Below are 14081 nucleotides of genomic sequence, written 5' to 3'. Positions count from 1 at the left end.
AGGCGATCCGGCCCCTGACCGACGAACAATTCGTCGCCATTATGCATTCGTCCCAGGAGACCCAGCGGCGGGTTCTGCCCGCCCGACCTAATCCAACAAGGCAGCCGCCTTCAACGCAGGGTCCGGGTATGCTTCGGCGCCCATGACGGTTGTCGCGGGCCTAGCCAAAGCCGAGGCCAGCAAACCGACATCGCGGATATGCAAGCCGTACCGGTCAACAAGCTGGAGCGCGTCCTCGATGTCCAGGTACGCGGTCACGCGTCCTCAAAACGCGTGAGCAGCTCAGCATCATGCTTCTTAATAGCGCGCTCTTGTGCTGGCAATTGGTGTTGAAGTGCGGTTTCTCTTGCTTTGACGGGGAAGCAGTTCCTAGCATGGGCGTTGTGGAGGAAGCGCGTCGGGTCGCGCTTGCCGTGCTGGACACAACCAGCACGACGGTCAACGATCTCTGGGTCTCGTTCTGGAGCATGGGCGGCAACGCCGACGTGCTGGATTTGGACGCCTATGTCCACGGGTTGGCACCTTTCAGCGCCTCCGACGAGCTGGCTTTGGAGGCCGCCGTCGAGGAAATCAGCGCCCCGAACTGAAGCAGAAATCCCGGCCCAAAAAAGGGCCCCTCATCCGTCTTGCCCCTGTAAATACCCGCTTCTACAATGCTGGATGTGGACACTGAGGAGCAGAACGAAGACTTCCAGCGACTTCACCAACTCATCGCTGGAACCGATGACGTCAAGTCCTTTCTGGACGGAATGACTCGCTGCGCGGCTACGACTTTAAGCCGCGCCACGCAGATCAGGATCGAATGCGCGGTCACCCTTTGGCGCCGGAAGCGGGCCGTGACCCTGGCCGGGAGCAGCGACGAGGCGATCCTCTGGGACGGCGTCGAACAGAGCCTGGGCGACGGCCCAGTCCTGGAAGCACTCCAAACCGGCCAGCCAGTGGTGGTGGCGGACACCAGCGCCGATAATCCGTGGCCCAAGTACACCAGCACTATCGCTGAGGCCGGTGCGCGCAGTGTCCTCGCGGCACCACTGGAGCTGGGCAACGACGCCTCAGCGGCCCTGAATTTCTTCGCCCCCGAGGCGGGAACCTTCACCAAGGAAGTCGTGAACGAGGCCATGGTCTTCGCGGACATGGCTGGCCAGGCGTTGCGGCTGGCGCTGCGGATCGCCACGGCTGATCTGCTCACCGAAGACCTCAAAGCCGCCATGCGTCGCCGCACGGTCATTGATCTATCGACCGGGATCATCATGGCCGAGAACAACTGCACCCAGAATGAAGCTTTCGCGTTCCTTCACCAGGCATCCCAGAATCGGAACCAAAAACTCCACGACCTCGCCGGGAACATCGTCGCCGAACGCAACGGCACCACCACGGCACCGGTAAACCATTTCGACGACTAAGGCCCACCACCCCCTCCAGTCATGTGCCAGCAACTGAGTGGTGGGTTTGTCGCTGAGGGTCCGGGGTACGAAGTATGCGTGCGGCCAGTGCCCTCGACGGGCGTTCAGGACGGTTCTACTGAAGACCTACCCTAATCCTGGCGTGGCAGGCTAAAGGCCCTGCAGGCTTCGGGTTACCGCTATCCAGCCCCTCCCCAAGCCTTACCGAATCCCCGCTATCGGCGAACCGGTCGGCTTCGACGTGGGCGGCCCCGAGGATCGTGTGAAAACTCCCAATGCTCGGCGACCTTGGCAGAGACCGCAAGCTGCGCCGTGCCACTCCCCCATTTGTTCGTAGTCACGCGTCGACGACGCCGACGAGTCCTCCCCCAAAACATCCGATCGACCGCGCCGACTGAACTCTCACGTCGCCGGGGCCCTGCAGATAGTGCGCTTGCGAATGGGCGGCATGTCGCTCGGGCCAATTACAGGCGATGACTAGATGTAGGCCGAACAACGGGCAGGCAATGGCTGTCATCAGTCTCAATAAAGAAGATTTAAGTGTGGACAATGTCCACGCCCTCTTTGGCCTGACAAAACATCGGCCACGCCGGGTACACAACGTCAGCAACGAGCCAAAACCAAGAACTTTTGACGCATTATCACGAAGTCATGTTGCGCTCAGCTCCGCTACCCATGAAAGGTTGTAGGCCAACCAGGACCTAACAGACATACAAGAAAGGATCGCATAACCCCACAACCAAACAGGCGACCCGCGGCGCCAGGCACACCCGCGGCCAATGTCAGAGGGGCCTGACCAACCAGAATGTACACACGTTAAAGCAAAAACCCCCTCTGTTGAGGGGGTATGCCGTGCCCGAGGTGGGACTCGAACGGGATTCCCGGCCTTGCGGACACTGGGAAGTGGCGGAAACATGCGGGATCCGGGCCAGTCCGGCGGCAGTACGGGCCAGGACGAAGCGAGAAGGGTGGACAGTGTCCACACGCCAATTTCGCCGATTCAAGCTCTCCAACCGCCGATCGCACCCCATATGGAAGGGGCGCGGTTTCTCATTGTGCTGGCAAACAATCCGAGGCTCCACCCGGCCTGAACCCACGGCCGAGGGCACGCCCGCAGGCAGTAGCTCCCTGCGTCCAAAACCTTACCCGCATCCAATCTCTCCACGGCGGCTGCACCTCCCTTCGGCAATCTCATGATCCGCTCGGCCGAAACTCACCTGACCGATCAATAGCGTCCACTATGCTTGGCATCCACATACGAGCCAGCTGACCGCCGGACGCCCGCCCTCAAATGCATATGTCACCATTCGGTGACATAATGGACGGTAGAAGGGACGCCATGACACTGGAAAGCACCATCGAGACCCCGGCATCAGCGGGCGCCATCATCCGCGCCCGCCGCACAGCCCGCCGGCTGTCCCAGCAAACCCTTGCCGACATGGCCGGTGTGTCACGGAAGTTCCTCATCGATCTGGAAGCCGGCCATGACCGCGCCGAACTCGGCAAAACCCTAGCCGTCATGGCCGCCGTCGGCCTGACCTTGGCCGCCACAGATCCCATCCCCCGGGGCAGCGACTTCGACCCTTCGCGGCGAGACTACGCGGCAACCTTCACCCGACTCATCTCCGAACGGGACTTTGAGTTCGCCATCAAAATGCTCGCCGACTACGCCACCGCTTCCCTCACCGCCGGCAGACCGCTGCTCCAGCGCAGCCCCCGCCTCAAAGACCCGCACTGGTCAGCGGCCCTCGCCGGAATCACCAACTACACCGCACACCGCCTCGGCCAACCCACGCCATCCTGGACACGACGAATCAAACCCCTCGACAAGGCATGGATGCCGGCAGAGTCCTACCGCACCATCCGCGCACCCATGAAGGAACTCACCCGCACCGAAACCCCGCCGGAACTCGCCGCTTTGAACGTCTTCATCCGCGAACGTAGCCTGGTCACGGCATTACCGGCGGAGAACTCACCGCCGCACAAATCCGGGCTCTCCTCCATGAACTCGGCAGGCGCCTGCAGGCCACCGGTGCTCACGGCGACGTCAAGTTAGTGGGCGGTGCCGCCCTCATCCTTCAGGGCATCGGCAACCGGCCCACCGCAGACATCGACGCCAGCTACGCCGACCCACACACCATCCACACCGTCGTCACGGAAATGGCAGCAGACTACGACCTCGCGCCCGACTGGCTCAACACCAACGCCTCAGCCTTCGTCCCCGAGAACGCCACCTGGGTCGACATCGAACAGCTCGACGGACTCACCATCCAGGGCCGCAGACACCGAAACGCTCCTGGCCATGAAAATCGCGGCCGAACGCGACAAAGACACCCTCGACATCGCCCGGCTCCTGCGCCGACTCAACATCACCAACGCCGCCGACGCCGTCGACCTCGCATACGACAAATACGGCGAACACTCCATCCCACTCGCCGCCGGACGCGACAACTACCTCATCGTGGTCGACGACGCCCTCGACGCCGCCACCGCCCTCGAATCCCGGACCGGACCCGAATCAGGCAGATATCCCACATGACCGTTGCCAAAGGCACAAATTAGCTTCTCCGGACGCCAGTCTGAATGGTATGGGACCGCACGGCGGGACCGGAGCTCACGAGACTTAAAGCTCACAAGGAGCGCCTGTCTTCGGAAATCGTTCCGGCCTCCGGGATGCCTGACTCATCGCCCAATCTCGCAGGTTGCATGGTCGCCCTGGATAGCGGCCGGTATGTCGTGTTGGCGCCGGAGGGGACTGGCTTGCGGGGCTGCCCAGAACTTCGGTCGCAGGGTGAGTGCGTCGCATGCCCCATTACCCCTCCCCTACCGAGCTGTACGAAAGGCCCGTTGTCGGCCTTATAGAAATCCCGGGAAACGCGGGGAGACTCCACCCGCCCCCTCCGTAAAAGCAAGTTGGCGCGCGCGGGCCGCCGGGAGCCCCCAGCCCTCACCTAACGGAGGGCTACGTGCCCTGGTGGGCCCGAGAAGTCCGTTCGGAACCGGCAGCGCTGACAGAACCACGCCAAATACTCCTGCGATTCACACCCGGAGAATTGCAACTAGGGCATCACGTCTCGGTCTCATTACTATGCTTCGAAGTCGCTACTACGCCGAGCGTGACCAAATCACTGTTGCGAGGCACTCAGACCACTAGCGCGCATACAGAAATGCCTCGCAGCAGTAGCTAAATGGGACCGGCACGAACCCAGCTGAGTTTCAGCCGGGTTCTTTCAGTCAATAGGGCGTACATCGTAACCGACGCTGACCGGAAAGGTTTAGAACGGATCTGACCGAAAACAAACCGCTGTTAGCACTATGCGAACTACTTGCAGCTTGTCCGTGTCGGTGCCCGGGGCGCGCGCAAGTACACCATCCGGCTTTCTCAGGCAACCGAAACGTTTAACGGGAGGTCCGCCGCACCCCGAAGGGCACCGGTGGAGATGATCTGCCCATCCTTGATGACGGTCCGCGTCTTGCTTTCGTCCCAGAGGATCGATGGTTCGTGGAAGGGATTCCCGTCCAGCACCACCAAGTCCGCGCACGACCCTCGGGTGATGCGTCCAAGGTCACCGCGTCCAAGCAGGGCGGCGTTGGTTGATGTTGCCGACCGGAGGGCGCCGTACACGCCAAGCACTTCGCACTGAAGGCGGAGTCCGGCCAGTTGCTCGTCCTCCAGTTCACCCATGAGGTCTGTTCCGAATCCGATCCGGACCCCAGCGTCGCGGGCCAGTGCCAGCGCGTTCCTCCCGGCCTCCAGCACTTCCCGATTCTTGGCCGTTCCCGTTTTGGTGAGGCCGACTTCCTCTCCGCGTCGCTCCATGGCCTCGTAGGTCACCAAGGTGGGGACGAGATAGACGTCGTTGTCAGCCATGAGCCGGGCGGTTTCCGCATCCAGCAGATTGCCGTGTTCGATGCAGCGGACCCCGTTAAGTACTGAATGGCGAATAGCCTCGGGCGAATATGCGTGGGCGGTGGCATAGCTGCCCCGCCGGGAAGCCTCGTCCGTTACGACGCGGATTTCCTCCGCACTGTACTGCGGAACCCGAATCGGATCGACCGGCGAAACAACCCCTCCGGAGGTCATGAGCTTTATCGCGGTGGCGCCGGTTCGGAATCGGTGGCGCACGGCCCGCAGCAGGTCATCTGCGCCGTCCAACACTTCGCACATGTGGCCGCCATGGAAGCATCCTCCGTCGTTCGCGGCCCGGATATCGCCGTGGCCTCCTGTTTGGCTTAGCGCCGGTCCCGTGAAGAAGTAGCGTGGACCAGGGTACAGTCCCTCCTCGATGGCGTTGGCAAGGCCAACGTCACCGCCCGCCACGTCACGCACCGCTGTGAATCCACGGAGCAATGCAGCAGCGAGGCGCCTTGCACCGGTAAGTGCGGAATAGCTAAGTGGCCCCGTCTCGTTCGTGGCAGACGTCAGGCTGAGCGCGTAAGCATGAAAATGTGCATCGATAAGTCCTGGAATCACGGTTCGGCCGCCGGCGTCAAGGACGGCACCGGTATCTTCCACCTCCCGCCCCACGTCGGTGATCCGGCCATCCCGGATGCTGATAGAGCCCTCAATCAGGTCAGGTGATTCGCCGTCGAAGATCAGGGCGTTACGTATTGTCAGGCTTTCCGGAGTGGTCACGTGCGGTTCCTTCCTGTTGTTGTCGGCGCGGGCGGGCCCCCAATTGGTGCCCGCCCGCGGTGGAACTAGTTAGTGGTGATAAGGGCTTCTTGGAGCAGATGGACGGACCGCCGTGCGACGTCCACGGCTGCCTCCACCGAACTCTGGTCGTAGCTGCCCTCAGGTGCGAGGAAGTTCATCGATCCGATAGTCCGGCCGCTGCTCACGACCGGAACGTTCACGATGGCCCCGCAGCCCAATGACTCGATCGTTTCCGAATCAAAGAAGAATGCGCGGACCGCTTCCTTGTCCGCCCCCAGGAACGGCTGCTGTCCCTCGAGGACCTGTTCAAGCCACACCCGGTTCGTGTCCCCGGCGAGGGTCTTCTTCCCGCCTACCGGATAGACATCGGGATGGGTGGTGTAGACGCGGGCCATACTGGCGCCGTCGTCGGCGATGACTGAGATGGTAAAGAGGGTGACGCCGACTGCTTTCCGGGCGCTTTCGCAAACGTCGTCGAAGGATTGATATTGGGAACTCATGGAGTCCTCCCTTCTGGATGGGAACCCATCCACTGGTGGGGCTTAGTAGCCGTAGTGCGTCCGGGCAAAGTCGTCGGTGATGAATCCATTGACGATGTCGTAGGTGATGTCCTCGCGGGAGCGCTTGGAGACGTCTCCGAAGCCGCCGCCCCCGCCCACAGCGAGGCGGACGACGTCGCCGGCTTTGACCTTGCGGGCGTTCGCCTTCAGAGTGCGGACCTCATCAGAGCGTCCGGGGTTGATCACAACTTCCGGGCCTTGAGCGTCCGATCCGCCGAAGAGTCCCCAAGCGGGGGTCTTTGACCGTTCGAACCACAGCCCGACCACGCAGTCGGCCAGGAATTCGTATTCGCGCACTACGCCGTTGCCGCCACGGTACTGTCCGGGTCCGCCGGAGTTGGGGCGGATGGAGTACTCGTTGATCCGGAATGGGTAACGGGTCTCCAACATCTCGATCGGCAGGTCCTTGAGTGAGCCGTTGACGTTGTTGATCATGGCTGATTCACCGTCCGTGCCCTGCCAGGCACCCCAGCCGCCCAGGGTGGCTTCCATAGTGACGAAGTTCCGGCCGAAGCGGGTGTCGAAACCGGCGGCGGTGATAATCATGGAGTCACCGTGGCTGGCGCTGGCGACCCGATCGGGCATGGCCGGGGCCATTGCCTTGGAGACGAGGTCAATCAGCAGCCCAAGGTGGGAGAAGTACCACTGGCACGGGGCCGGCGTCACGGCGCCCAGAACCGAGCCGGACCGCACCTGGGTGGTCATTGGCCGGAAGGAACCACCGTTGGAGTTGGACTCCGGGCTGACGAGGAGCTTGTAGCCCACGCGCAGTGCCGAGACGGCCTGGGCGGCACCACAGTTGACCGGACCCAGGGTCTGGTCCGCCGATCCGGTGACGTCAAAGTCAACGGTATCGTCCGCTACCGTGATCCGCAGCTTGATTGGAATGGGAGTGTCCAGATCGATGCCGTCGTTGTCCAGGAAACCCTCGGCTTCGTAGACGCCGTCCGGGATGTTGCGGACGGTCGCACGCTCGATTTCCTCCGTTTGGCGGAAGATCTCATCCCGGGCGGCATCCAACTGCTCCATCCCGTACCTGCCCACGAGCTCCTTCATGCGGGTGGTCCCCATCCGGAGGGCTGCGATCATCGCGTGCATGTCACCAATGGTCTGGTAAGGGAAGCGCACATTAGTCCGGATCAGGTCAACGACAGAAGTCTCTATACCGGCTTCGACCAGCTTGACCGGCCCCATCCTGAAGCCTTCCTGGAAGATATCTGTCGAGTCCATCGAGCCGCCCACATCCTTGGATCCCATGTCCATCCAGTGCGCCCGAGTGGCCGCGAATCCAACCACGGCGCCGTCGTCGAAGATCGGAGCAAAAATGGTCACATCGTTCAGGTGGGTCCCACCCAGGTATGAATCGTTGAGGATCCAGATGTCCCCTTCCTGCCAGACCGCGCGGCCGTACATTTCCTCCACGGCGATCGAACACGTTTCGAGGTTGCCCAGGAACAGCGGCAGGCCTGCGGACTGTCCGAGCACTCGGTGTTCGGTGTCCAGTAGGGCCACGACGCAGTCCCCGCCCTCGTAGAGGATGGGTGAGTAGGCGGAGCGGATCAGGGTGGCGTTCATGTCATCCGCCGCGCTGGTGAGCGCATTGCGGATGATTTCCACGGTGACCGGATCCAGGGTTGTGACTGCTGCAATTGTCATTTTTGGTACCTCAGTTTTCTTCGACGTTTTCAGTGCGGATGACCAGGGAGCCGAACTCGTCGACCTTGACGTTGAACCCGGGTGGAACCACGGTGGTGGCGGTCTGCTCAACAATGATGGCGGGACCTTCGAAAGTGTGGCCTGCTCCGAGGTCGTCCCGGCGGACCACGGTGGTGCTGTGCTCAACGTGGTCAAAGACCACCTGACGGATTTCGTGCTTGAACTCCGGCCCCTGTGCAGTGACGTAGCTCGGAGCTTCCAGCCGTCCCAGGTCACCGACAGCCTGCGTGCGCAGCGTAACGATTTCGATCGGCGCACCAGGGTTGGAGTGGCCGTAGCGCTCGTGGTACATCGCGGAGAATCGGCGGGCGAGGTTGGCGACGAAGTCGGGAGATTCGGGCTCGTCAGCGGACGTCAGCGGAACGTTCAGCGAGAACTCCTGTGACTGATAGCGGACGTCCACGGACGCCTTCGTTGCGCGGCTTTCCTCCGGGACCCCTTCCGAGACCAGTGACGACAAGCCTTCGACTTCCATGGAGCGCAGGATGCCGGCCATGTCGGCCACGTCGATGTCTTCGTCGAGGTAGAAGTAGGGTTCGGAAAAGTCCTTGCGGATGTTGGTTTGCAGCATGCCCCAGGCGGAGAAAGCGCCGGGGAATCGAGGAACGACTGTTTCCGGGATGCCGAGTTCCTTGGCGAGGAAGACTGCGTGCATGGGTCCGGCTCCGCCGAAGGCCACGAGGGAGAAGTCCCGGGGCTCGATGCCGCGGGAGATCGTGATGGTCCGGATCGCCTGGGCCATCTGCGAGTTGGCTACGTCGCAGATGCCTTCCGCCATGGCAATGGGGTCCAGGCCGAGCTGGTCACCGACAGTTTTCAGGGCTGTTATCGCGGCTTCGCGGTCCAAGGCGACCTGTCCGCCGGCGAACCAGTCGGGGTCGACACGGCCGAGGACCAGGTTGGCATCAGTGACGGTGGGTTCCGTCCCGCCGCGGCCGTAGCAAGCCGGTCCGGGGTTGGCTCCTGCGGAACGCGGTCCGACCCGCAGGCCGCCGGCTTCGAGCCAGGCGACGGAGCCGCCGCCAGCGCCGACGGTGTGGATGTTGACAACGCTCATGAGCATCGGCAGACCTTCAAGGTGGGCCTCCGTGGAGACGTCCGGCTTGCCGTCAACCACCAAGGAAACGTCAAAGGATGTTCCGCCCATGTCCACACCGATGAGGTTGCGGTTTCCCGAGACACCTGCCAGTTCGACGTCGCCCATGGCACCGCCGACCGGGCCGGAAAGCAGCGTCTGCAGCGGCCGCTTACGAGCGGATTCGGCGGTGAGTACACCGCCGGAGGACTGCATGATGTGCAGTGGGGCTTCCACTCCCCGGTCAGCGAGTTTGTCTTCCAAGTCCAAAAGGTAGTTGCGTACGACCGGACCCGTGTAGGCCTCGACGACGGCAGAGGACGTGCGCTCGTATTCGCGCCATTCCTTGGCTGCTTCGTGCGATAGGGAGACGGTGAAGTCTTCCCCTAGTTCCTCTATGAGGATTTCGCGGGCCCTGAGTTCGTGCGAGGGGTTCTTGTAGCTGAACAGGAACGCAACGGCGACGGCGCCATAGCCCTCCTCTTTTGCCCGGCGCGCTGCTTGGCGGACTGCCAGTTCGTCCAAGGGCACAAGTTCCCCGCCTTGGCTGTCCAGCCTGCCTTCGACGCCGATGACATCCTTGCGCTCGACCAGCGGGGCGGGCTTGCGGTACTGAGCGTTGTAGAGCTCAAGACGCGGTCCGCGGGCGATGTGATAAGTGTCCTCGATGCCTGCGGTGGCCAGCAGCAGCACGGGAACACCACGGCGTTCGAGGAATGCGTTCAGGCCCTGTGTGGTGCCGTGGACCAGGAAATCGATGTCCGAGAGATCATCGACTATCGATTCGAGGCCTGCGATGACGCCGGCACTGAGGTTCCCGGGCGTGGTTGACGCTTTCGTTGCCGCGTAGGTTCCGGCGTCCTGGTCGTACGCCACAATGTCGGTAAAGGTTCCGCCGATATCCATCGACACCCTGTAGTTCGGCATGTTTATCTCCTCATGGTTCTGGGAATGGCACTTTGTGTGTGGCAATACGCTACATACGGGGCCAACCATGGGGATGGGCATACTGCACCCTTGTGCTCAAGCTGGACGGGCAGACTGCATAAAAGCGGTGGCAGTTACGCCACGCCCGAACGGATGCACGTTTTGGGCGGTAGTGCTTGACGCCCAAACCTCCATGCCAGAAAAGTGCAAGCTGAACACCATCTGTGAGTTCTCGGTTTGTAGTGTGAGGGCAATCACTCGGCGGGAGGCTTGGACAGGCTGCTCCGAGTGGAGGCTTGGATGAGCTGCTCCGAGGTGCACCGTGCATTCCTTGGGATCCGAACTGTTCTCCGTGCACAGAAACGCTGTTTGTCCTTCTTATCCCATTCGCAATATCGGAGGTCACGACATGTCCAATATCGACCCACTCGTTTCAGGGCCAGTGCCCGGGACGGCGAGTCCACCTCTATCCATGGCCGTGGGGCACGCGTTCCGCGACATGCCTTTCGGGTTCATTCACGTCAAGATCTGTGCGGTCCTCTTCGTTGCTTTCGCAATCGAAGCCTGGGAAATGCTCATGCTCACCTACGTTGCCAGTGATCTGGCTACCAGCCTGCAGGTCGGTATGACGCAGGTAGGAATCGCCATTTCGGCGCTCTTCCTTGGCATGATTCCCGGGTCACTCGTTTGGGGACCCATCTCTGACCGGATCGGCAGGAAGGCCACCTGTGCGTGGAGCTTCTTCGGTTATGGCGTCTTTACGCTCCTGAGCTGCTTCGCGCCGAACTTTGAGGTCCTCTCGGTGGCTCGCTTCCTCTCCGGGCTTTTGTTCTCCGGCGTCTTCACGGTGACTTTCCCCTATTTTGAAGAACTGCTCCCCGTGAAGGTCCGCGGAAAGGCCACTGTATATCTGGCTGCAGGGTGGCCGATTGGCATCCTTGCCGCCCTCGGCACCGCTGCCCTGATCGGAGGGCACGGCTGGCGCTGGGTTATTGCTGTCAGCGCGCTTGCCAGCCTATGGGGCATCGTTCTATACAAGGTCGTACCGGAATCCCCCTACTGGCTCGCGAGGCGGGGGCCGGAATGAAGAGGCACACGCTGTACTCGAGCGTCTGGGTGCACGCGGCATCTCCCGGAGCACCATATTGACGGTCTCGGACGGCAAAAAGCTGTCCTTCTGGAACCTCTTCAAGGGGAGGATGGGCCGGATCACGGTTATTCAGGTCCTCATCAACTTCACCTTCTCCTGGGGCTACTGGGGACTTCAATCGTGGATGCCCACGTTGCTTGAAGGGCGAGGACTGAGCGCCTCATCAAGCTTTGGCTTCATCGCCCTGAGCGCGGTGCTCATGATCCCCGGCTATATGTCGGCCTCCTACCTCACTGGACGTTTCGGGCGCAAGTGGATCTTCACGATCTACGTCCTCGCCGCAGCAGCCGGCGGATTCTTCTTCGGGACAGCCTCCACAGAGACCGAGATGTATGTAGGCATGTTCTCCCTGGCTTTCTTCGCCTTGGGAGCCTGGGGTGTCTGGGACACGTGGATGGGTGAGCTCTACCCCTCAGTGCTTCGTGGCTCAGGTTACGGGTCCGGGCTTTTCGGTCAGCGCGTCGCAAATACGGTCGCACCGAGTCTTGTCGGGCTCCTCCTGGCCTCAGCCACCGAAACTACTTCGACAATCCTCTTTATCAACATGTTCTTGTTTGCCACGGTCGTCCTCGGCCTGTTCTTGCCCGAAACCGAAGGAAGTGAATTGGAATGATCAGCCCAAGCGAAAGTCTCGACGTTCTCCCGGAAAATGCCCGGATCCTGTGGATCAACCCGCTGTTCACCGATCTTTACAACCGCGCGATGGCGGACTCCTTCCGCCAGATTGTCCGTCCGGGCACCGAAGTTGATGTCGTCTCACTTGATGGCGTGGGCCCCTCCCACGTTGAGTACAACGCCTTCGAGGCACTCATGCTTCCGCAACTGCTGCGCACGGTGCGCTGGGCGGAAGAAGAAGGCTACGACGCCGCCGTCATCGGTTGTTTCTACGACCCGGCGCTGCGGGCCGCACGCGAAATCACCGATCGCATGGTGGTTGTGGGCCCGGCGCATTCGGCGCTGAGCCTCGCCGGCAGCCTGGGCGAGCGATTCTCCATTCTCGTTGGACGGAAAAAGTGGATTCCCGAGATGGCCGAGAACGTCCACCGTTGCGGCGCGTCAGACCGTCTTGCCTCGTGGCGCGTGCTCGAGATGGGCGTCGACGACTTCCAGGCGGACCCGGCTCTCACGGAGAAGCGGATCATGACCGAAGCCCGCAAGGCCGTGGAGGAAGACGGAGCAGACGTCGTCATCCTCGGGTGCACGGCCGAATTCGGATTCTTCCAAACGGTTCAAGAGGAAATTGGCGTACCTGTGATCGACGCGACTGTGGCCCCGCTCAAACACGCTGAGCAGTTCGTGGACTCGGCCCGCCGTTTCGGTTGGACGCACAGCAAGCGCTTGGGCTACGACGGGCCGACCGCCCAAGAACGTGCGCAGTTTTTCCCGGCCCTCAAGCCAAAGCACATGGTGTCAATGACTTCGGCCCCTGTGTTGACTGAACTCTCGATGGTCCGGCCATGAGCAGGCCGGAATCCGCGGTTGTCTTCCGCGAACTGGGAGGCCCTGAAGTGCTGAGCGTCGAAGATGCTTCGCCACGTCCGGTCGCCGACAACGATGTCCGCATCGACGTCGCAGCATTTGCACTCAACCGGGCAGATCTGATGTTCATCCACGGGGAGCACTACACCATACCGGCGTTCCCCTCGCGCATCGGTTCCGAGGCAGTGGGAACGGTGACCGAGATCGGCAAGAACATCACGGCCTTCAACATCGGCGACCGCGTGACGAGTATTCCCTTCTACACCACGACTGACGGCGTGCAGGGAACGACAGCCGTCCTTCCGGGAGACTACCTAACCCTTGCTCCACCCGAGCTTTCGGATGCCGAGGCCTGCTCTGTTTGGATGCAATATCTGACGTCCTATTTCGCCTTCGCAGAGGTAGCCAATCTCGGATCCGATGACACCGTGCTCGTCACGGCCGCCGCCAGTTCGGCCGGGCTTGGCGCCATCGAGGTAGCGCGCGCACTGGGGGCGAGGGTGATCGCGACGACACGGACGGAGAAGAAGCGGTCGCTCCTCCTCGAAGCAGGCGCAAGCGAAGTTGCCCTTGTGGGAGTCGACGATGTCGGCGAGGTCATTGACCGCACCACCGACGGCAAAGGCGTGCGGGTCGCTTTCGATCCTATAGGAGGAGAGTCCCTCGGCACCTACGTCCATCACCTGGCACCCAACGCAGTGATTTTCGGGTACGGAACTCTGAGCGATCAGCAGCCCGTCATCCCCATGGCAGCAATGTGCAGGACTCAATCGGTGTTCCATCCCTACTCAATGTTCAACCATGTCGGACGGGCCGATGAACGGCAGAGAGGCGTCGACTTCATCCTCGAGCGGATTGGCTCCGACGCGCTGCGGCCCAGGGTAGACAGGGTCTTTGCTTTCGACCAGGTGCTCGACGCCTACCGCTACATGGAGTCGAACGAACAGTCAGGGAAGATTGTTGTCCAGATAGGTTAGCCCTGCGGTCCCTGGATACCGTGTCCACAGAACAGTTGTCCATAGAACAGTTGTCCCTGGAACAGTTCGAAAGGACACGGACCAGGGACCGTTCCCGGGCATGGACCGCGGTCACGGATTGCTGGCGGAACGGTATG

The 14081-nt window shown here is 61.7% G+C and carries 13 protein-coding genes and 1 pseudogene; 9 read left to right on the top strand and 5 right to left on the bottom strand.

All coding sequences use genetic code 11. The features are described 5' to 3' along the window. Window positions 1–87 precede the first annotated feature (87 nt). Window positions 88–258 (bottom strand): hypothetical protein, encoded by a 171-nt coding sequence (locus tag LDP01_RS02325; RefSeq protein ID WP_224089949.1) that lies wholly within the window; start codon window positions 256–258, stop codon window positions 88–90. A gap of 116 nt (window positions 259–374) precedes the next feature. Here LDP01_RS02325 and LDP01_RS02320 point away from each other — a divergent pair, with 116 nt between their 5' ends. The 5 genes and pseudogenes from LDP01_RS02320 to LDP01_RS02305 all read left to right on the top strand — a co-directional run bounded on the left by LDP01_RS02320 (window position 375) and on the right by LDP01_RS02305 (window position 3942). Beyond that, a complete protein-coding gene (locus tag LDP01_RS02320; RefSeq protein ID WP_224089948.1) occupies window positions 375–587 on the top strand; it encodes a hypothetical protein in 213 nt (70 codons plus the stop codon). Window positions 588–662: 75 nt separating this feature from the next. Further along, entirely contained in the window at window positions 663–1403 is a 741-nt protein-coding gene (locus LDP01_RS02315; RefSeq protein WP_224089947.1) for a GAF and ANTAR domain-containing protein, read from the top strand. 1339 nt (window positions 1404–2742) lie between these two features. Continuing rightward, window positions 2743–3459, top strand: coding sequence for a helix-turn-helix domain-containing protein (locus LDP01_RS02310; protein ID WP_224089946.1), 717 nt, complete (start codon window positions 2743–2745; stop codon window positions 3457–3459). Beyond that, window positions 3459–3542 (top strand): annotated as a pseudogene (locus tag LDP01_RS23890) (hypothetical protein); the annotation flags it as partial. The gene LDP01_RS02310 and the pseudogene LDP01_RS23890, both read left to right, overlap by 1 nt. Before the next feature lie 163 nt (window positions 3543–3705). Then, complete coding sequence (locus tag LDP01_RS02305) at window positions 3706–3942, top strand: hypothetical protein (protein WP_224089945.1); 237 nt, start codon at window positions 3706–3708, stop codon at window positions 3940–3942. An 843-nt stretch (window positions 3943–4785) separates the two neighbouring features. On the opposite strand, the gene LDP01_RS02300 is transcribed toward LDP01_RS02305, so the two are convergent. The 4 genes from LDP01_RS02300 to LDP01_RS02285 form a co-directional block, all read right to left on the bottom strand. Next, a complete protein-coding gene (locus LDP01_RS02300; protein WP_224089943.1) occupies window positions 4786–6039 on the bottom strand; it encodes a metal-dependent hydrolase family protein in 1254 nt (417 codons plus the stop codon). Window positions 6040–6104: 65 nt separating this feature from the next. After that, entirely contained in the window at window positions 6105–6560 is a 456-nt protein-coding gene (locus LDP01_RS02295) for a GAF domain-containing protein (RefSeq protein ID WP_224089941.1), read from the bottom strand. Window positions 6561–6602: 42 nt separating this feature from the next. Next, on the bottom strand, window positions 6603–8276 hold the full coding sequence (locus LDP01_RS02290) for a hydantoinase B/oxoprolinase family protein (protein ID WP_224089940.1): 1674 nt from the start codon (window positions 8274–8276) through the stop codon (window positions 6603–6605). Window positions 8277–8286: 10 nt separating this feature from the next. Continuing rightward, a complete protein-coding gene (locus LDP01_RS02285; RefSeq protein WP_224089938.1) occupies window positions 8287–10338 on the bottom strand; it encodes a hydantoinase/oxoprolinase family protein in 2052 nt (683 codons plus the stop codon). Between the two features lie 409 nt (window positions 10339–10747). On the opposite strand from LDP01_RS02285, the gene LDP01_RS23310 reads away from it, so the two are divergent. Genes LDP01_RS23310 through LDP01_RS02270 form a run of 4 tightly spaced genes read left to right on the top strand, consistent with a single transcriptional unit; the run spans window position 10748 to window position 13944 of the window. Then, window positions 10748–11425: an MFS transporter gene (locus LDP01_RS23310; protein WP_263433743.1), complete on the top strand. Its 678-nt coding sequence runs from the start codon at window positions 10748–10750 to the stop codon at window positions 11423–11425. Beyond that, the gene (locus LDP01_RS23305) at window positions 11331–12101 is read left to right on the top strand and encodes an MFS transporter (RefSeq protein ID WP_346658892.1); all 771 of its coding nucleotides are present in this window, start codon (window positions 11331–11333) and stop codon (window positions 12099–12101) included. The genes LDP01_RS23310 and LDP01_RS23305 overlap by 95 nt, the downstream gene beginning before the upstream one ends. Continuing rightward, window positions 12098–12949 carry an aspartate/glutamate racemase family protein gene (locus tag LDP01_RS02275; RefSeq protein ID WP_224089937.1) on the top strand — a complete coding sequence of 284 codons (852 nt, stop codon included), beginning with the start codon at window positions 12098–12100 and terminating at the stop codon, window positions 12947–12949. Before LDP01_RS23305 ends, LDP01_RS02275 begins: the two co-directional genes overlap by 4 nt. Next, window positions 12946–13944 carry a zinc-dependent alcohol dehydrogenase family protein gene (locus LDP01_RS02270; RefSeq protein ID WP_224089936.1) on the top strand — a complete coding sequence of 333 codons (999 nt, stop codon included), beginning with the start codon at window positions 12946–12948 and terminating at the stop codon, window positions 13942–13944. Before LDP01_RS02275 ends, LDP01_RS02270 begins: the two co-directional genes overlap by 4 nt. Window positions 13945–14081: the final 137 nt, after the last annotated feature.

Origin of the sequence: Arthrobacter sp. StoSoilB13, from assembly GCF_019977255.1 — a bacterium.
Taxonomy (GTDB): domain Bacteria; phylum Actinomycetota; class Actinomycetes; order Actinomycetales; family Micrococcaceae; genus Arthrobacter.
Note: the sequence above shows the minus strand (reverse complement) of the source record. Positions and strands in the feature narration are given on the sequence as shown.